The sequence below is a fragment of the Pseudomonas antarctica genome (genome assembly GCF_900624995.1).
In the GTDB taxonomy this organism is placed as follows: domain Bacteria; phylum Pseudomonadota; class Gammaproteobacteria; order Pseudomonadales; family Pseudomonadaceae; genus Aquipseudomonas; species Aquipseudomonas antarctica.
On record NZ_UYXQ01000028.1, the window covers coordinates 1 to 17,767 of the forward strand.

Annotated in this window: 22 protein-coding genes; 4 read left to right on the forward strand and 18 right to left on the reverse strand. The window is 55.4% G+C overall.

Going from position 1 to position 17,767, the window contains the following annotated elements:
• Positions 1–134: 134 nt before the first annotated feature.
• From E0F99_RS16095 to E0F99_RS16105, 3 genes are all read right to left on the reverse strand, one after another.
• Positions 135–731: a hypothetical protein gene (locus tag E0F99_RS16095; RefSeq protein WP_083355840.1), complete on the reverse strand. Its 597-nt coding sequence runs from the start codon at positions 729–731 to the stop codon at positions 135–137.
• Complete coding sequence (locus E0F99_RS16100) at positions 728–1,300, reverse strand: RNA polymerase sigma factor (RefSeq protein WP_083355841.1); 573 nt, start codon at positions 1,298–1,300, stop codon at positions 728–730. The genes E0F99_RS16095 and E0F99_RS16100 overlap by 4 nt, the downstream gene beginning before the upstream one ends.
• Before the next feature lie 95 nt (positions 1,301–1,395).
• Positions 1,396–3,036 (reverse strand): vWA domain-containing protein, encoded by a 1,641-nt coding sequence (locus tag E0F99_RS16105; protein WP_083355842.1) that lies wholly within the window; start codon positions 3,034–3,036, stop codon positions 1,396–1,398.
• A gap of 483 nt (positions 3,037–3,519) precedes the next feature.
• Between E0F99_RS16105 and E0F99_RS16110 the strand changes: the two genes are divergently transcribed.
• Positions 3,520–5,211 carry a M10 family metallopeptidase C-terminal domain-containing protein gene (locus tag E0F99_RS16110; RefSeq protein ID WP_232000116.1) on the forward strand — a complete coding sequence of 564 codons (1,692 nt, stop codon included), beginning with the start codon at positions 3,520–3,522 and terminating at the stop codon, positions 5,209–5,211.
• Positions 5,212–5,273: 62 nt separating this feature from the next.
• On the opposite strand, the gene E0F99_RS16115 is transcribed toward E0F99_RS16110, so the two are convergent.
• From E0F99_RS16115 to E0F99_RS16130, 4 genes are read right to left on the reverse strand one after another with little or no spacing between them, the layout of a single operon-like run.
• Positions 5,274–5,924, reverse strand: a complete 651-nt coding sequence (locus E0F99_RS16115) for a DUF799 domain-containing protein (RefSeq protein WP_083355843.1) — start codon at positions 5,922–5,924, stop codon at positions 5,274–5,276.
• Positions 5,921–6,283 (reverse strand): DUF4810 domain-containing protein, encoded by a 363-nt coding sequence (locus tag E0F99_RS16120; RefSeq protein ID WP_083355844.1) that lies wholly within the window; start codon positions 6,281–6,283, stop codon positions 5,921–5,923. Before E0F99_RS16120 ends, E0F99_RS16115 begins: the two co-directional genes overlap by 4 nt.
• Positions 6,284–6,312: 29 nt before the next feature.
• Positions 6,313–6,993, reverse strand: a complete 681-nt coding sequence (locus tag E0F99_RS16125; RefSeq protein WP_010214228.1) for a CsgG/HfaB family protein — start codon at positions 6,991–6,993, stop codon at positions 6,313–6,315.
• A gap of 41 nt (positions 6,994–7,034) precedes the next feature.
• Positions 7,035–7,616, reverse strand: a complete 582-nt coding sequence (locus E0F99_RS16130; protein ID WP_083355845.1) for a hypothetical protein — start codon at positions 7,614–7,616, stop codon at positions 7,035–7,037.
• A 172-nt stretch (positions 7,617–7,788) separates the two neighbouring features.
• Here E0F99_RS16130 and E0F99_RS16135 point away from each other — a divergent pair, with 172 nt between their 5' ends.
• Together E0F99_RS16135 and E0F99_RS16140 are read left to right on the forward strand one after the other, a co-directional pair.
• Positions 7,789–8,400, forward strand: coding sequence for a hypothetical protein (locus tag E0F99_RS16135; RefSeq protein ID WP_083355846.1), 612 nt, complete (start codon positions 7,789–7,791; stop codon positions 8,398–8,400).
• A gap of 16 nt (positions 8,401–8,416) precedes the next feature.
• Entirely contained in the window at positions 8,417–9,004 is a 588-nt protein-coding gene (locus tag E0F99_RS16140; RefSeq protein WP_083355847.1) for a hypothetical protein, read from the forward strand.
• Positions 9,005–9,152: 148 nt separating this feature from the next.
• Here E0F99_RS16140 and E0F99_RS16145 read toward each other — a convergent pair whose 3' ends face one another.
• The 4 genes from E0F99_RS16145 to E0F99_RS16165 form a co-directional block, all read right to left on the reverse strand.
• Positions 9,153–9,551: a hypothetical protein gene (locus E0F99_RS16145; protein WP_130908816.1), complete on the reverse strand. Its 399-nt coding sequence runs from the start codon at positions 9,549–9,551 to the stop codon at positions 9,153–9,155.
• Positions 9,552–9,611: 60 nt separating this feature from the next.
• Complete coding sequence (locus E0F99_RS16150) at positions 9,612–10,046, reverse strand: hypothetical protein (protein WP_083355849.1); 435 nt, start codon at positions 10,044–10,046, stop codon at positions 9,612–9,614.
• The gene (gene lepB, locus E0F99_RS16155) at positions 10,043–10,831 is read right to left on the reverse strand and encodes a signal peptidase I (protein ID WP_083355850.1); all 789 of its coding nucleotides are present in this window, start codon (positions 10,829–10,831) and stop codon (positions 10,043–10,045) included. Before lepB ends, E0F99_RS16150 begins: the two co-directional genes overlap by 4 nt.
• Positions 10,832–11,030: 199 nt before the next feature.
• The gene (locus tag E0F99_RS16165) at positions 11,031–11,423 is read right to left on the reverse strand and encodes a DUF2846 domain-containing protein (RefSeq protein ID WP_169876735.1); all 393 of its coding nucleotides are present in this window, start codon (positions 11,421–11,423) and stop codon (positions 11,031–11,033) included.
• Between the two features lie 509 nt (positions 11,424–11,932).
• On the opposite strand from E0F99_RS16165, the gene E0F99_RS16170 reads away from it, so the two are divergent.
• Positions 11,933–12,190, forward strand: coding sequence for a hypothetical protein (locus E0F99_RS16170; RefSeq protein ID WP_083360333.1), 258 nt, complete (start codon positions 11,933–11,935; stop codon positions 12,188–12,190).
• 46 nt (positions 12,191–12,236) lie between these two features.
• Here the strand turns inward: E0F99_RS16170 and E0F99_RS16175 are convergent, their stop codons facing one another.
• From E0F99_RS16175 to E0F99_RS16205, 7 genes are all read right to left on the reverse strand, one after another.
• Complete coding sequence (locus E0F99_RS16175) at positions 12,237–12,836, reverse strand: hypothetical protein (RefSeq protein ID WP_083355851.1); 600 nt, start codon at positions 12,834–12,836, stop codon at positions 12,237–12,239.
• An 88-nt stretch (positions 12,837–12,924) separates the two neighbouring features.
• A complete protein-coding gene (locus E0F99_RS16180; RefSeq protein WP_083355852.1) occupies positions 12,925–13,503 on the reverse strand; it encodes a hypothetical protein in 579 nt (192 codons plus the stop codon).
• 120 nt (positions 13,504–13,623) lie between these two features.
• On the reverse strand, positions 13,624–13,929 hold the full coding sequence (locus E0F99_RS16185) for a hypothetical protein (protein ID WP_083355853.1): 306 nt from the start codon (positions 13,927–13,929) through the stop codon (positions 13,624–13,626).
• Positions 13,930–14,477: 548 nt separating this feature from the next.
• A complete protein-coding gene (locus E0F99_RS16190; RefSeq protein WP_130908818.1) occupies positions 14,478–14,927 on the reverse strand; it encodes a hypothetical protein in 450 nt (149 codons plus the stop codon).
• A gap of 512 nt (positions 14,928–15,439) precedes the next feature.
• Entirely contained in the window at positions 15,440–16,135 is a 696-nt protein-coding gene (locus tag E0F99_RS31155) for an SMI1/KNR4 family protein (RefSeq protein WP_408003418.1), read from the reverse strand.
• Positions 16,136–16,266: 131 nt separating this feature from the next.
• Complete coding sequence (locus tag E0F99_RS16200; RefSeq protein WP_130908819.1) at positions 16,267–16,779, reverse strand: hypothetical protein; 513 nt, start codon at positions 16,777–16,779, stop codon at positions 16,267–16,269.
• 534 nt (positions 16,780–17,313) lie between these two features.
• Positions 17,314–17,763: an SMI1/KNR4 family protein gene (locus E0F99_RS16205; protein WP_083355855.1), complete on the reverse strand. Its 450-nt coding sequence runs from the start codon at positions 17,761–17,763 to the stop codon at positions 17,314–17,316.
• Positions 17,764–17,767 lie beyond the last annotated feature (4 nt).

Here is a 17,767-nt window from a genome sequence, read left to right on the forward strand (position 1 = left end):
ATGGTGCGAGAAGCGATCCTGATCTATAACCAGGAACGCCCACACCTGTCCTTAAAATACAAAACGCCCGATGCAGTGCATAGGGCGCTGGGGTGAAACAGGTGTAAACCTATTTCAGGACTAGACATGTCGATTTAACGCTTCTGCAACGCCTCCAACCGCACCGGCAAGTCTTCCTTGGGAAAGCGCTTATGCAACGCGAGCAGCTTTTCATCCGCCGCTCTGGTTTCCCCAGCCAGGCGCAGGTCCACAATCTCCTGCAGCCCTTGCTCCAACGATGGCAACGCCACCGCCGTGCGCTTGCTGAGTTTCGCTGCTGGCTCATCCGCGATCGAGCCGGTGATTTCAGCTTGGACGGGCGGTGCGGCGGCCATCCGGGCCATGGGCGCAGGTGCAGGCGCCGAATACGCTTGGACCAGCGGGCGCGCGGCTTCTTGCTGAGGCGCGGAGAAGGTCGCTGTGGATAACTCGGGTTGTGGCACGGGCGAACGCATCACCACGCCGATCATCAACGCCACGCCTGCGACGGTGGCGAAGGCCATCTGCCAGCGCGGTTGGCGGCAGGCCTGCAGCCAGCGTTGCCACAGGCTTGGCTGTGGCGCCGAGGCTTCGCGGCGGGCGGTGTTGAGGATGAAGGCGTCGAGGGACGCAGGCGGTTCGCCTGTGCTGTGTTGACGAAAGTGTTGGAGTAACACGTCGTCGGGGTCCTGGGTGTGTCGGGAGTCGGTCATGCGGGTATCTCCTCGGCCAGCAGGCGGCGCAGTTTCTGCTGGGCGTAACGCAGGCGGCTTTTTACGGTTTCCAGCGGGGCTTGGGTGAGGGCGGCGATTTGCGGCACTTCGAGGTCGCCGTGCAGGCGCAGCAGGAAGGCTTCGCGCTGGTCTTCGGGCAAGTCTTGCAGCGCGGCGTCGAGGCGTGCCTGGTCACGGCTCAGGCTCAGTTGCTGCTCAGGCCCGGCGCTGTCGTCGGGCTGGGCGTGCAGTTGCTCATCGTAGCTGTCGTGCAACGGGTTGTGCACGCCGTGCTTGCGCCAGTGGTCGATCAGGCGGTTGCGGGCAATCTGGAACAGCCATGTACGAAAGCTCGCCCGCCCTTGTGGCTGGGTGGTGCTGCGGATCAGGCTGAGCCAAGTCTCCTGAAAAACTTCTTCAGCCAGTTCGACCTTGTTGCTCAGCGACACCAGAAACCGGTACAGGCCTTGGCGGTGCCGCGCGTACAAAAGCTCGAACGCGGCACCGTCACCGGCTCGGTAGCGGGCCAGCAGCGCTTCGTCGCTGGGTGAATCATCTGGAACGGCCATGTAGGTGGCGAACTCCTTTCTAGACGTTGAAACCTTTGAATTGTGGGAGCCGGGCAACCCCTGCTCCCACATTGGATCTTCATTGGACCCCATGATTAGTGTTTGAGGCTCTGCGCCAACACCACCAATTGCACGAACTCGTTGCGCAGGCCGAACGGGTCATCGCCTCGGGCCGAGCGGGCCAGCGCGGCGGTGTCCTGCAGGCTCATGCTGCCAGTGTAGCGGCCATCGCCCTTGAGCTGTTGGGCGAAGGCCGCAACGGCCGCCGAGAAGCGCAGGTCATCGCTGGCTTTGGTCGACTCGGTGCTGATGGGCCGCTCAATCAGCTGGCTGTCACCGCCCGCCGCCGGTTTGTAGCGCACGCGCAGCATCGCCAACTCAGTGGAGGTGTTTTGCCTCGCAGGTGCGGTGGCGTAGCGCAGAGGCTCCAGCCAGCCCTTGTGGCCCTTCGGCACAATTTCGTACAGCGCGGTGACGGTATGCCCTGCGCCGATCTCACCGGCGTCGACGTTGTCATTGTTGAAATCCTCACGCTTCAGGGCGCGGTTTTCATAACCCAGCAACCGGTATTCGCTGACCTGGGCCGGGTTGAACTCCACCTGCAATTTCACATCCCGCGCCACCACCGCCAGGGTCGAGCTGAGTTGGTCAACCAGCACTTTTCGCGCTTCACGCAGGTTGTCGATGTAGGCGTAATTGCCATCGCCTGCGTCGGCCAATTGTTCCATCAGGTGTTCGTTGTAGTTATCCACACCGAAGCCCAGGGTGGTCAGGGACACGCCGCTTTTACGCTGGTCGGCGGCCATCTGCTTGAGGCTGTCGAAGTCGCTGACGCCCACATTGAAGTCACCGTCGGTGGCCAGCAGGATGCGGTTGATGCCGTTGTCGATAAAGCCTGCGCGCGCCATCTGATAGGCCAGTTCGATGCCGGACGCGCCCGCTGTGGAGCCACCTGCGGTGAGTTGGTCGATGGCGTTGCGGATCTTGGTTTTGTCGCGGCCGGAGGTGGGTTCGAGCACTACGCGGGACTCACCGGCATAGACCACCAGCGACACACGGTCTTGGTCACGGAGCTGGTCCACCAGCAGTTTCAGGGTGCTTTTGACCAGCGGCAAGCCTTCGCGGCGGTCCATGGAGCCGGACACGTCCACCAGGAACACCACGTTGGCCGGCGCCAGGTCGGCGACGGAACGGTCGGATGCCTTGATGCCGATGCGCAGCAATTGGGTATGCGGATTCCACGGCGTGGTGGCGACTTCGGTGGTCACGCCAAACGGCGAGCCATCGGTGGGCAGTGCGTAGTTGTAAGGAAAGTAATTGACCATTTCCTCCAGTCGCACGGCATCTGCGGGCGGCAGACGGCCTTGGTTGAGGAAGCGTCGTACGTTGGCATAACTGCCGGTGTCGACATCGACGCTGAACGTCGAGACGGGGGTTTCGGCAACACGATGCACCGGGTTGTCCGGCAGGTTTGCGTATTGCTCGCGGGGTTCGCTGCGGTAGACCATCGCGGCTGAATCCTGACTCACCAGGCGCATGGCCATTGGCGCAGGCATCGGCATGCGTTTGCTCAGCGCACCCTGCACAGGTTCGCTTTGCAGTTCTGCGACAGGTGCAGCGTGCTTAGGCGTGGCGATATCACGGGAAGAAGACAACCCACAACCGGCCAGTGCAACCAGCAAAGTAACGGTGAAGCCCTGGGCGACAGGACGCACAAGCAAAAGAGGGCGGGACATTGGCTTAACCTCGTGAGTGAATAATGCAATCACAAGGTAAGACGCAAGGCCTCATAGGTTCGGGTTAATGGCTGGCGTCTCTTGGGAAAATGGCCATAAACACACAGGACAAATCGGCCTGCCATTACTACCCCCCCGCTGTAACGAGCCTAAACGTTAAGAACAAGCCGCACGGTTATAAAATCTCAACACCTTCTTGACGTTATAAACCACCCGATAAAGACCTAATTAGTCACAGACTGACCTTTGTCACTTTCTTCTAACACTGACAGTTTTGCGCTTAGCGCAATGGAGTTTGCGAACTTTTTCTGTAGGGAGAGCTGCAACTAAATACTGGGAATTATCACGTTGAGAATAGATTTCAGAGCGCCCGCCTTCTCCGCCCAACCGAATGCCGCACATCAGGCCCAAAGGCCCCCTCGCCCTTCCTTTTTTCGGGCGATGTTCCGGCCATTTACTCCCCCTGCAACGGCGCATCGTTTTGTGCGTGCGCCTCAACAGCAAAACGCTCAAGCACATCGCCGTTGGGACGCGCCAGGCGTAAGCAGTAATACCAATGGGGGGAATTATGACGCCACCCTGCGCGAAAACGACCCATACATCAGCAGAGCCAACAGGCAGTCCTTTGATAAACAGCGGGCTGTAGAGCAGCTCACACGGGGCGCGTATAAATGGAGGGATTGGAACCAAAATAATAAGACCGAAATTTCCTATTCCTTCTTGGGCCACGGATTCGACGAATACCAGAAACAAGACGCCCGGCGCTCCATCCAATCCTGGGGAGATGTAGCCAATCTGGCCTTCACTGAAAACGGCGGGCAAGCCGAAGGACGCTTGACCTTCCGACTTTCTGACGAACCCGGCGCACGGGGCGCTTATCCCGGCCCTTATCACGACAGCGGCGATACCACTTACAATCCGGGCTTTCTGGCTCGCCATGTGATGACTCACGAAATCGGTCACACCCTCGGCCTGACTCACCCGGGGCATTACGATGCCAGCGGCAAATGGAGCCATTCAGATCGTGTTTATGCACAGGACTCTAAGGCCCATACCGTCATGAGCTATTTCCTTGCTGAAGACAGTGGCAAACGTATGGGCGTCATACCCAATGCCCCCATGATGGATGACATCAGTGCCATCCAACAAAACTATGGCGCCAACTATCAAACCCGCAGAGAAAACAACACCTACGGTTTCAACTCCAATACCGCAAGGGACTACTACTCGCTGAGCAGCCACCTTGACGCTGCTACTTTTTGCATCTGGGACGGCGCCGGCATCGACACCCTGGACGTCTCGGGCTATGACACTAACCAAGTCATCAACCTCAAGGCCGGTTCATTCTCTGATGTGGGCCACGGCCGGGGCAGCGTCTCTATCGCCCGGGGCGTCACCCTCGAAAATGCAATAGGCGGTTCAGGCCATGATGCGCTGATCGGTAACGACGAGAATAACCGGCTCACGGGCGGGGGCGGCGCCGATCGATTACGCGGTGGCAGAGGTGCCGATAGTTTTGTGTATAACCACGCCAGCGATTCCACGCCGCAAAACCCGGATGAGATCATGGATTTCACTAGCGGCAGCGACAAGATCGACGTGACGCAAGCATTGAGGAGTGTGGGGCTGTACTCACTGTCTGTCGTGAGTGCCTGGAGCGCAAAAGCCGGTGAAGCGCTGCTCACCTACGATGAAAGAAGCGGCATGGGCTCCGTGTCCATCGACCTCAACGGCAATGGCAGAGCGGACCTGTTTATCAAGACCCATGGGCAAGTCAGGCCAAGTGATCTCGTGCCCTACAGAGCTGGCGGGGTAACAACACCTAGCCTGCCCCCACTGACTACGACGCGCGCTCAGCCACGCGTGAGTAACCCAGTGGCAGAACCGCGTTTCATCTTCAACAGCGCCCGCGATTCGAGCTTTTTCAATGCTCGGTTACTGACGGATTTCACCACCGGCACTGACAGTATTGACCTTCGCGGGGTGGAGAAGGAGGCCAACACGCGCCTCACGCTCGTCGAAGCGTTTACCGGGCGCATTGGCGATACCCGGGTGACCTACAACCCGCAAAGCGGCCGCTACTTCATCGCCATCGACCTGACCGGCAACCGCACCACAGACTTCCTGATGAAAAGTACGCAACTGATTAGGCCCAAAGACATCATTGTGCACTGACGGCGATGCGTGATGCTGGCCTGTGAGGGCCAGCAAACGCTTTTCACGCAGGCACAGGCAAATCAGTCAGTGCCGTACTTCGGGTTACGTGGGCCGTACAGAATCCCGGTGCGTTGCCCCGCCGACAGCAGGCGCGCACTGGTGATACCGGCAATCGGGTGCGCCGCATCAGTGGAGCTGTTGATCACTTGCTTGACCGCCGCCGTGATCAGCATGCCCACCAGGCCGCCGCTGTTGTTGTTGCCTTCCTCACTGGAGGCCCGCGCCGAACCGGTCCACAAGGTGGTGCCGGTGCGCAGATCCACCAGTTTGGCCGAGGCCGTCACCGAGGTGTCGCTGGAGATCAGCATGTACTTGGTGCCGTACTCACTCACGGTGATGTACAGCGCCGCGTCCGCACCAAAGATGTCATGCAGCTTGGCCGGCGCCACGCCCTGGATATCGTTGGCAGTGGTCAGGCCGTTCTGGCGGAAGGTTTCGTCCACCAGGGCAATCGGCAGCACGTAGTAGCCGGCTTCGGCCAACGGGTAGGTGACTTGCGACACCATGCTGTAGGACGCCTGCACTTCCGGTGACTCATTGATCGGCGGCAGTACCAGAATCGACTTCGGCCGCGCCTGTTTGTAGGCCGTGTAATCAATGGTCTTGGGCGCTGCGCAACCGCCGAGCAAAGCCAGGGCCAGCAAGGCGCCGGTGAGTTTTAACAGGCTCATTTAGTGGCGACTCCGGTCTTGGCGTTTTTCAGCAGAAAGTCCATGTAGGAAGCAGACTCGGGGAACAGCGCCTTCTCGGTGCGCAACTCCTGCACCATCTGGTCATCCTTACCCATGGTCATGTACAGCATGCCCAGGTGCGCGTGGTAACCCGGCGGCGCTTTGCGGCCACTGGCGTTGATCTTTTGCAGGTCGCGCTCCAGCGCCTCGACCTGCGCTTCCTTGGGCTCGCCCTTGAAGTATTCGTAAACCTGCGGCTGGTAGCTTTCCCACTGATACAGGGGTTGGGGCGCCGTGTGGCACCCGGCGACCGTCGCGATTGCTGTCAGCATCAGCGCCAACTTAACTGCCTTGCTCATCCGTGTACTGCTCCTTGAGGTGCTGCTGATCAGTTGCGCGGGTTCCAGGCGCCGGCGTTGATGCCGTCGACGAGGCGGTTGATGGCTTCGCGCATGGCCAGGTCCAGGACCTTGCCATTGAGGGTGGAGTCGTAGCTGGCGGTACCGCCGAAGCCGATGACTTCACGGTTGGACAGGGCGTATTCACCAGCGCCCTGCGTGGAATACACCACTTCGGAAGTACTGATGTTGACGATGTTCAACGCGACTTTGGCGTAAGCCACTTGGGTTTTGCCACGGCCGAGAATGCCGAACAACTGGCGGTCGCCGGTTTCTTTGCGGCCGAACTCGGTCACATCACCGGTCACCACGTAGTCAGCACCTTTAAGCTTTTGCACGGTGCCTTTGATCGCGGCTTCCTGGGATATTTCGCCCATGTTGTCGCGGTCCAGCACGCTGAAGCGGTTGGTCTGCTGCAGGTGGGTGATCAGGATGGTCTTGGCTTGGCCACCGAGGCGGTCAACGCCGTCGGAGAAGATGCCGCGCATGTAGCTCGAACGGTTATCGAACTTGCCCACGGCAATGGGTACGCGCACGCCGGAATAGGCGACGTTGGCGCTGGCGACTTGTTCCACCGGCATCGCGCGGTTGCTCTCCGTGGCACAACCAGCCACGGTCAGCAGCGCTGCGGCGGTGAGGCCCGACAGCAGGATTTTGGACAGTGTTTTCACAGGGTGCTCCTAGAGTGAGAAATCGGGTGCAGCAGGTAACGCTAGCGGGACGGAATATCGCGCAGATCATCAAGGATGTAGTCGCTCAGCCCGCCAGTGAAATATCGCTCGACACTGGAATTACCGGTGTTGGTGATAATGCCGCCAATGGTCTTCCATTGCTGTGGCTGGCCCCGCCAGTTGTTGGGTACCAGGCCGGGCCGGTTCTGGGCGAAGTGAAGCACCTCGGCATCCGCTTTCTTGACCTTGACCTTGTAGCCAAAATCGATGCTTTGCAGGATGGTGCCGTCGCTGACCACCAGGTTGGACAGCCCACCGTTGGAGTCGATGATATGGCGCACGTAGACGATATCCACGTCCAGCAAGTAATCGGCGGTTTGCTTACTGGTGGCGTAACGCTTGGCGTTAAGCAAGCGATTGACCAGATCGACGCCGAGTTCCTGGCGGACCTTGTCATCAGGCATGAAGTGCTTACTCTCGCCCCTCACCTCAACGTTGAACGTATCGAGCCAATACGTAGCCGTCTTGGGAATGGTGACCGGCGCCGGTGAAATGTAGTAATCCGGCTTGGAGGCGCAGCCCGCCATGAAGCAGAGGGCGAGGCATATAACGAACGCGCGCATGTCTGATTTCATCCCTGAAAAGTATCGTGCTTTAAACAATCGCGGTATTTTACGGGGTTGAGAGGGCTTCTCAAGCTGTTTCGGTGACTGTCTTGCAGTCACGCACACGCCTCAAGTTATCGACCGCCCGGTCGAGACCCTGACTTGGTTCGTTCATTAATAGGGAAATTTTGTGCTGAACACCCTCTGCCGCGCTGCGGCGCTGATCGCGACGCTGTCGATGACCGGCTGCGTCTCTTATACCGTCACCGGCCCCATTGGCGCCCCGCTCCACCCCGCCACTAGCAGCAGCCCGCGCAGCGCGCAAATCGCCGATGTGGCGGTGAACGCCGCCGACGTCAATGACGCCAACAAAACCGCGATCAGCCGCTCGCTCACCGCCCAGCTCAACCAGTACGTGCGCACAGCGGGCTACTTCAAGCAAGTCACCGAGTACCCCACCCGTCTTGAAGAGAACGACGTGGTGCTCAAGTTCAACATGACCTCGCTCAAAGGCCATCGCGCGCCGCACCCGGCCTACATCCCCGGCGCCTTGCTGACGCTGACGATCTGGATCTGGGTCAACGGGCCGATCTATGTGGACAGCTTCGAGGTGGCCGGCGACCTGGTGATCGTCGACCGCAACGGCAAAGAACTGGCCACGGCCAAGGAAGACCTCAAGTTCGAACACAACGTGGGCCTGTACGGCCGCGAATACTGGGCACCGTCCATGGGCGCCCAGCAACTGAACACCCTCGTCGCGCAACTGCTCGACACTGCCACCGCCAAACTGGCCAAACCCTGAATTCAAGGAACAACACATGCAAGGATTGATCAAGCACAGCCTGGTACTCGCCGCCGTCTTACTGACCGGCTGCGTGTCCTACTCGCAACACGAACTGCCACCGGTGCAAACCTGGCCGCCGACCGCCAATGCGCCGGCACAAAAGCCGACCGCTTACGTGCGCACCACAGCGCTGAGCCAGGTCAACGGCGGCCCCGGCAACGCCACCGCTGGCGCGCCGGCGGCCCTCTGGGAAAAGTCCGTGGCCGATGCGTTCCGCCAGTCCAACCGCTTTGCGCGGGTGAGCACTGATAAGGTCGACTCGGACATCTACGCCGACGCCACGCTGTACAACAACGAACAGTTCAGCATGGCCTCGGCGATCATCACCGGTGTCACGTTCTTCATCATCCCGTCCACGGCGAAAAATACCTTCACCCTGGAGACCGTGTTCAAGGACAAGGACGGCAAAGAGCTGGGCCGGGTCAAGAAAAGCGAATCGGTGCGCACCTGGATGCACCTGGTGCTGATCGTGGGTATTCCGTTCCAGGCCAATACCGGTGAAGTGGTTGAAGCGCTGACGCGCAGCACGTTGGATGAGGCGGTGCAGCGCAAGTTGCTGTAACGCCTTCGAACGCAGGGATCGCGACCTATGGCGAGGGCGCTTGCTGATGTATGCCCGGCGTATCGGCCGGGCACGCGCCTTGTTCGGAGCGAGCATGACCCACCCACTGCGGGCCTGGCGGCTGGGTGGGACGTTGCGAGGCGCTTTTCTAAGGCGCGCTGATCCGAAGATATCGCGCGCGCACTTGCGCGTACGAAAGGCTCACCGCGTCAACATCACTCAAGATGCAGTGCCATATGCGGCCGAACTCATAAACGAACCAGTCACAAAGCGCCCTGGAACCGCGGGCGTGCCCTAACTGGATTTCGATCAGGCTTTGAGGCTGCGCGCCCAAGTGCTCGGCCCACTCAAACACATCCTGCTCAGCATAAAAATCAGCCCACTGCTCAACGGTTAACAGCGCCAGGTATAAATCGCCCTCATCCTGACTGATCGACCCACGAGCGGGTTTGCCAGCACTGGCGAATCCACCTAACGACTCGATAAACGCCGCAAACGTGCGCTCATTTATTTCAGCAGAGCAGATAATCATTGCAGAGTCGCTCATAGCCTGACCGATCCTCACATGAGAGTGCAGCGCCGGTTTTTCCGCCGCCATCTGATAGGTTTATTTCGACTCCCGCTCACGCTTCTGCGCGCAAAATGGCTCCCAGCCTTTCACGACAGTGCCGGTGTACTCGCCACAGCTCGCCCCCTCCAGGCTCTCGTCGAGCGCGTCGCGCTCAGGTGCAAACCACACCGAGTCGACCAGGTACGCCGCGCCCGCTGCCAGCATAAGCACCACCGCCAAGCGCGTCACCATGTAGCGCGCCGTGGCCCGAGGCGTGCGCGTGCGCTCAAATACAAACGCGAACAGCAGCCCAATGGCGCCCATCAGGAAAACACCCAGCGCCGAGCCGAAAGCGCCGGAGGTAGAGCTGTCGAAGTAGGCCGATGCCACCATAGAGACGCTGGCACTGCCGAACATCAGCAGCAGGCAAATTCCCTGCGCCAACCGCCACCCTATTACCGCTAAACCTGCCATTGAAACCTCACGCGTCATGGGAACCTCGTACCAATGCGCACCGGTTCATTCGAGAACCAGATGCCGGTGACTTTGCCGACCACATCCTCAACAGCCACCTGGCCCATGAAGCGGCTGTCATTGCTCACATCGCGGTTGTCGCCCAGCAGGTACACGTGCCCCGGCTCGACCAAAAACGGCGCCAGTGTCAAGGAGTAGTCCTTCTTCACCCGCTCGGCCGGGGCGTGGAACAACCCCAGGTTTTCGCCATTGCGGATCAGCTCGCCGTTGACGATCGCCAGCGTGTCGCCGCCGACACCAGCCACACGCTTGACCGCCTCGGTGCCGTTCCAGCGATACACCACGATATCGCCGGCCTTGGGTGCGCCGGGGCGCAAGTCGGACACGATGTAATCACCGATCGACAGCGTAGGAATCATCGAGCCCGAGGGTATGTAATAGTTTTTGAAACCCAGTAGCGGCGCGCGAAACGCGTCAAATATCAGCAAGGTGATCGCGATCAGCACGCCGACGTACAGTACATGGAAACGCTTGCGTGGCACGCCCGGTGGGCCGTCGTAACGGCGGGCCAGCACCGCGGAGGCAATCGCGGAGGCCAGCTTAACGAGGATGATGAACGCCAAGAGCACGTAGAGCCCGACAGGCGTGGCGGCCAACCCGGTGACCCCCAGCAACACCACGCCGACATACAGCAACGCCGCAACCCGAATGCCCCATTTGATGCGGCCGACATACACCAACCCCCAGCCGACGACCAGGCAGGACATCAGGAAGGCGAGAAGGGAGAACTTGCTGGATTTCATTGATCATCCTTGATGACAGGATTCATTCCGTGAGCTTTTTACGCGGCAGGTTACTGACGTGTGGGCTTATTTGAGTTCTTTCACCAGATACCCACTGGAGATCTGCGTGATACCCCTGAGCGCGCGGCGCAATGCCTCAGGGTCGGTGCAATACGTGAGCGGCCGAGCCTGGAGCCCGACCGCCTCAAGCGTTTTTAACTCACTTGCTTTCTTTTGCCACGGTGCCCAAGGACGCATCCTTGACCAGATAACGGCCTTCCACATCGCTCAGCACTTTGAGGCTGTTGCGTGCCACGGCGAAGCCCATTTCGACTTCCTGCTTGAGGTAAACCACCTCACCGGCCTTGACGTTGATCGGCATGTCGGCCCAGTTTTCAGCTTTGGAGCTGATCACGTGCTGGCCCGGCGTCACGAAGAAATAAATGTACTGGTTGCCGCGGTTGTAACCCATCTCCGAGTCGGCTTCCTTGTCATCCAGGAACACGTTGAACCGCACCATCATCCCCACGTTGCTTGGGCGTACCACGTACACCAGGCCTTTGTCGGCGACAGCAGCCTTGGGCAGCGAGTAGTTCGCCACGTCCGCCTGCATTTTCTCTACCGACGGTGTCGAGGAGCAGCCAAACAGCGTGGCCAAGGACAATACAACAGCAGCTTTGCAGAACAACTTGATCATGTACTTCTTCCTTGTGGTGTAACGGTAGAGCGGGTTGATGCGACGGCGATTGACCGGCGCGGGTGCTTTGATGCGTTTAATCATCGCCAATGTGTCGGCCAGGGATCTGAAGACATGAGGCGGTGTGCGTGGGCCAGTACTTTGATGCCTTGCGTGGGTTTGGGTGGGGGGCTTATAGTCCGGCCCGTCGCCCAACAAGGGCGATCGGGTTTGGCGACCCGACGACCGTGTGCGAAAGCTTTCTGCTTGCTTGCAGGGGCTTCCGTACCCGCATCGCTGCTTTATGGCAGCTGTGCGCGGGAGACCTTCGGGTCTGCCGGAACTCGGTCCCGGTTCGCCAACCTGCGTACAGCTGTCACCCATTCGTTTGGCGACGAAAGGAGACGGCTTCACTTTACTGACCGAGATTTCAAATGAACCAATACATGCCCCTTACGGGTCACGACAGCACCGTCCCCGCTCTGCTCATCGACACCTGTGCGCCCCTCGACGTCCTCCACGACGCCGCTGTGTACCGGATTCGAGCCGTCACCCAACTGCTGGAAAACCTGGCCTTTCGCGAACAGCTCAGCAGCGATGCTGTGGTGCTTCAAGACTTCGCCCAATTGCTGGCCATTCCGCTGCGCGATGGGTGTGATTTGCTTGATGTCATCATGCGCAGGCTCCATGCCGACCCATCCTGAGTAGAAACCGGGCGGCCCTGGCGCCGCCCAACTGATACGCGCAACGTCACCCATACAAGGTACGAAAATACGCATCAACCCAATCGCTGGACCAAAAAGACCGTTCAGAAAATTCAAACGACTCACACACCGCGATGCACCCTCTGAGTGGCGCCGGTATATCCTCAATGCTCGCCGTAATAGTGGGCAGCAAATACCTGAAATAATCCCCTATTTGGCTCTGCCCCTCATAGCCCACCGGGTAATCTTCATTGGGCACGCTGCCTTCAACCCCATGGTAAACATAGAACCGTTTGACCGACGGCACGTTATATTCCGTCAACGCCAACTCCGCTGACGAGCGCTCACCGATGAATGCTTCTACGTCAGCTCTTCGGGCAAGGTGCCGATAGGTGCGAGCGGAATACAGGCCAAGCATCGTTTCACCTTGTTTGCTCTCAGGGTAGGTATCGAACTCGACAGACTCCTCCCACAAGTATTCGCTCAATCGATCCAACTTCGACTCTACATCAGGCAGCGCTAACAACACGGCCGGCAAACGGCCAAAGCAGTTATTCACCATCACGGCGATTGCGCCTGCCCTGTCCATGGCGAACCATGTAACGATCTCGCCAAAGCCGGGGGTCCAGTCTTTATTGATAGACATTTATTGCCTTCCGTTCGTTTTATAGCTGTTGCGATAAGGGAAGCGGATCTATTTTAAAATAGAGATATTGCAACACGCGGCCTGAATTCTATCCCTCGTGCTTTATCAACTCCATCCAATAATCATAGGTTTCTCGAAGCCGCCCGCTTGTTCTTGAGCCGTCAGCAAGGCCGCACGCAAATGCATTAATAACACGCACCGGATTGGTCGGGAGTGTACCGGAAGCAGATATAACAGGCTGGCCATAATCCGCTTGCTTTTTATTACCCTTCAGCTGCGACCACGTAAGTCGCGCATTATTTCTAACGGCGACCTCACCGTAATACTTACCGACCAAAACAGTTAAAGACTTTTCTTCATCGGATATATCAGGTGCCTCATCGCCCGCCGCACTGGCCACGGAGTCCTCTGCGAGTGTGCTGCCTTTTGACGACCGGTTGACCTTGGTCATTTGAGAAGCCAACCACTCTGCTAATAGACCCAGAGACTCTGGGGAAAAATCTGCACGCCAATCCTCATACCCAGGCGTCTGCCAAACAGCTTGAATTAAATCATCTAAGCAGTAGGGTTTGTTAAGCATAAACCACTCATAGAAAGCATCGAGTTCTTTCGTGGTCATAGACGCAAACGCTGTGGTCACTGGCGTATAGGCGGTGGTGTGCATCATCACTAACTCACCTTCATCTTTGCGGGGAAATAGAGGTCAAACCACCATCTTCTCTATGCGTTTCACTCACACTTTTGGGTTCCTGATACACCCAAAAACGTGGTCTAAACCCTATTTCTCTCACGGATAAACAAAATTTGTCTTCACCTGACCACCGACAGTGTAACTCATCACAAATGAACGCCAGTTTTCACCGCGCGAAGCAGCACTAGCTTTCAGTTCATTGACGAGCCGATACAATATTGCCCCATTAAAATCCGTTTTTGGACTTTCATTTAATATCCCATTTTTTTCAATGGAGATTTCTTCAACCATATAGCCTTCACATACTTCAGCTTCGTACCTGAAGGCGTCATAACCCTCAACAATTCCAGACTGAATCAGCTCAAAAATTTTTTTAACAATTTCTATATCTTCAGCAATCATTTTTTATGCTCCGGAATTTAGCGAGCTTCATTTTCAAAGCGAACAGTTTGACGCGCCCCATCAGTTGTATAAGTAAAATCCAACGTATCTGGCCGGGTAAATAGGGAGTCAGACTACGATTACACGGCTAACAAACAATTGTCTTCGGACGTCCCGCCAACCCTCGGACAACTCGTTTGCCCAAGGCGAGTAAGCAATTGTAAAATGGGGTCTGCACCCTACTTCCCTATTTCTTCGCCCCCTTTGCTCCTGCGAATTCTCAATCCACTTTTCCCTCAATCAAAGACTAATAAAGTCAAATACCTCAACAAACACTCTTTTAACCTCTGGCAATGCATCAAGATTGGCAAGCGCTTCATCTGGGGATACCGGCATAACATAGTGTTCAAATCCTCGACCGACCGCAATGCCGTATAGAGCATATTCATAAGCGTCAGAATGCTCCCAGTGAGGCACGTACCCAATCAATTTACATATTTTGATCGTTAATACAATTCAGCGAACTTAAAATATAGATAGCGAAAAAGATCAGCCAATCTCACTCTCTCCTAAGGCCTTTGACGCCTACCCGCTTTCTTTTTTGATGACGATTTAATTTTCCGGGTATTTTCAGCTATTTCCGTATCGGAGAGACCTAATCGCCCTCCCCATTCAAGGTAACGATTTAAAGCAGGCTCACCCTCTAGTACATATTCCACATCATAACAAGTATTTGAAATATGTGCTTCGTGAGTGGCGATGTAAAATTTCAGCAATGAGACAACATGACGCTTATGCACCAGCACCTTTAAATCTTCTTCAAACTCGCACTCTAAAAATATGTATTCCCCAGCGACCCCCACCGTATGGGCGTTACCTGTTCCTAAATATCCTTTTGACTCTGCACTTTCCAAAGCTTCCAAACGCGCAACCCATCCAATTGCTGACAAATGGCTATTCACATCATCAGATAACCAAGCTGCAATTTCTCTAACGCCCACACTCTGCGGTGAAGACATCCGCGGGTCCGCGTTTGGCTCCGTGGCCAAGACCTCTAAACGATTGAATTTAGAAGACCTTACAAAATGAAGTTTACCGTTAGCCATACTGATCAATTTTTCCCTTGATAGACCGGCCAAGCTGTTGTGCCAGGACCGTTCGGTTTGCCGTAATAACCTTCTATCTTCAACCCACTTGGAGAGGTGCCCTGCCACTTAGATGCACCCGGCATGGGCGTGGAATTTTGGAACGCCCCTTCAATCTCCACCTGAGTCGGTGTAAATAGGGGTCAGACTACGATTACACAGTTCTATTTACACGGTAAATCTCGAAACGTAAGAACCCGTATCTTTTTTCGAAAAAAAACAAATAATAATCTATCAAAGAGCCAAGTCTAAAATCATATTCATAAAATCGTGGCCTGAACCCGTTTTAGCGTTTTAATTATTCTCCTGTCGCTTTTGGACTAGGCCTTTCTCAAACATTTTTCATCGCACAATCATTATTCAACTGAAAGAAATTATTCTTTTTTCTAAGAGCTCGATAAAATTTTTCGCATACAAACTAGAAGTTTTATTAGAAAGATCAAGCCTATAAACAGGATACTCCCCATCATTAAGACCATCGCCTGTGGCGAAATAAAATGACTCCCCGCACCCGGCGGCTCACAGATAAATAGCCTATCCTTCCCACACAACCCATTTCGACCGTTAACGATTGACATATAAACGATATCACCACCACATACACTATCAAAATCCATTTCGTAAATACTATAAATCTCCTCCCCCGATATTTCCCCGCCAGAATAACACTTCAACCACCATTTATAGCTATCAGGCAATTTCAACGCAAGACGAGTTTCAGCTTTATAAATCCACTCATCAGCAATACCGTCCCCATAATCAGCAAATTCAACGAAATCCGACTCTTTAATAAGATCAATTATTCTTGAATAATCCACGTTTAATGACTCCCCGCTTCGAGCCCGTAATCTCCAACAATCCGACTGATAAAAATTAAACTCTTTAGCCTGTTTCGTCAAATTTTTTGCATTCAAATCCGTAAGAACTGAAACATAGTCAGCCGCAGGATTTCTGTATTCTGCAGCGCCTTTGAAACGAGTATACCTAAAGCTTTGAGCGGCATTAGATGGGACATGAAGAACACTGTTATTCTGGCTATGGAAAACAGAACCAACTTCTGCAAGTGAACCACGATCACCCACTAATCCACTAATTGGGTGGTATGCCGCCCTTTCCTCCAACAGGTTGATAGGTTGGCTAGCACCTGCTGTCGCTTTTGCACCAGATAAATGCGCGCCCTTTCCACTTTTTTAGGCTCAGCACGCTTTTATGCCTAATCCGATAGGGTGTAAGAAATATCTCCCGAGTCGCGCCAAACTCCATTCGCAAAGCTTATCGGCCGCTGTGGATAACATACCAACACCCCTTCGATGAACTGACGAAACGACAAGTCAAGTCGCGTTATCCAACGCATATTGTCGATTTCCAACAATCGCCAGTTGTCTCCACTGTCGAAACCGAAAGCAGTCCCGGTGCTATCCCAACCGAACAGCCACACCTCGCCCTTAGCACACGATTCATAGGGTCCGTCTTTATAAAACCCATCATCACCAAAGTAGTCTACCGCCGGACATAATGTGGGTTGAATCGTCAAAAGCGACAGCGCGAAGTCGTCCTCCTTTATCTCACCATGCCCCCGCTCCTGCATAAAAGCAAAGTATTCATCGGGAGCCGCTGGCCACTGCTGTCGCATCCCACTCACGTCACCAGAAGAAACAGGGTTCAGCCGCTCTAATAGCACGCATGCGAGTGCATTGAAGGCCTCTAATTTTTCGTACATGGTCATGGGCGCCTCGGAGGTTTCTGCGCAAATGCTGTAGTTGTTGGACTTGCTGGGGCATGAACGCCACCTTGGTGAGCACTTCCACCAGGCACCGGATGCAAATTCCACCATTGGTTAGGTCCACCATACTGCTGTGGTATCACATGGTGCGCTTGGAAATCCACACCACTCTCCGTCTTGGGCTATGTCAAACCAGTATTCAACTCCCACTCACGCTTGAGATTATTTCGCTGCCTATTGTATTCACGCTGTAAGGCTTGATAGTCGCTTCTGGGCGCGACATAAGTGTGATCCACCTGACGCAACTCCTCTGCGCGTTGCGTGTGCTGGTTAGAGGGTATCGGCACACCTGAATGGTACTCGACGTCCCGGACCACCGCGCGAGCGTCAATCGAGATGCTCGTCCATCCTGATGTGGATGTTGCTGTCAAACTTGCATCATAAGCCGCAGCTTTACCAGTTCCTACAACTCCAGTTTCTCCAGAAACCAAACTGGATGGAGTTGCTTTTGTACCCCTAAAAATGCAACGCTGACAATCAGCCCGCTGCGCGTCTTTCAACTAACGACTTGACGTGCTTCAACCGTCCTAAGATAAAATCAGAAAAACTTGACGCTAACACATCAACCTCATCCAACTCAGAGCTAATCTCTACGATCTGCCAATTATTTTTTGCGTCGAAAGCATATAGCACATCACTCGAATTCCCACCGAACACATAAAACCCCTCATAACCCTCAACTTCTCGACCACATACAGTTGAATACTTCTCCGGGCCATCATCGAGATGAAATGCCGCATCTAATTCGCCGAAACCAAACTCAGTAAGAAACTCCAGATAGTCAGCCGGGGCCTGCTGTCGATCTGATTCATCAACATTGCTTAACATCGCACTCGTGCCTGTTATGCGATAGCCGTAATTGCCCTCGTACTCTTTTGAGTACATTACAGCTTCAACCAACGCTTTTAACTCTTCTTTATTTTTCATAATC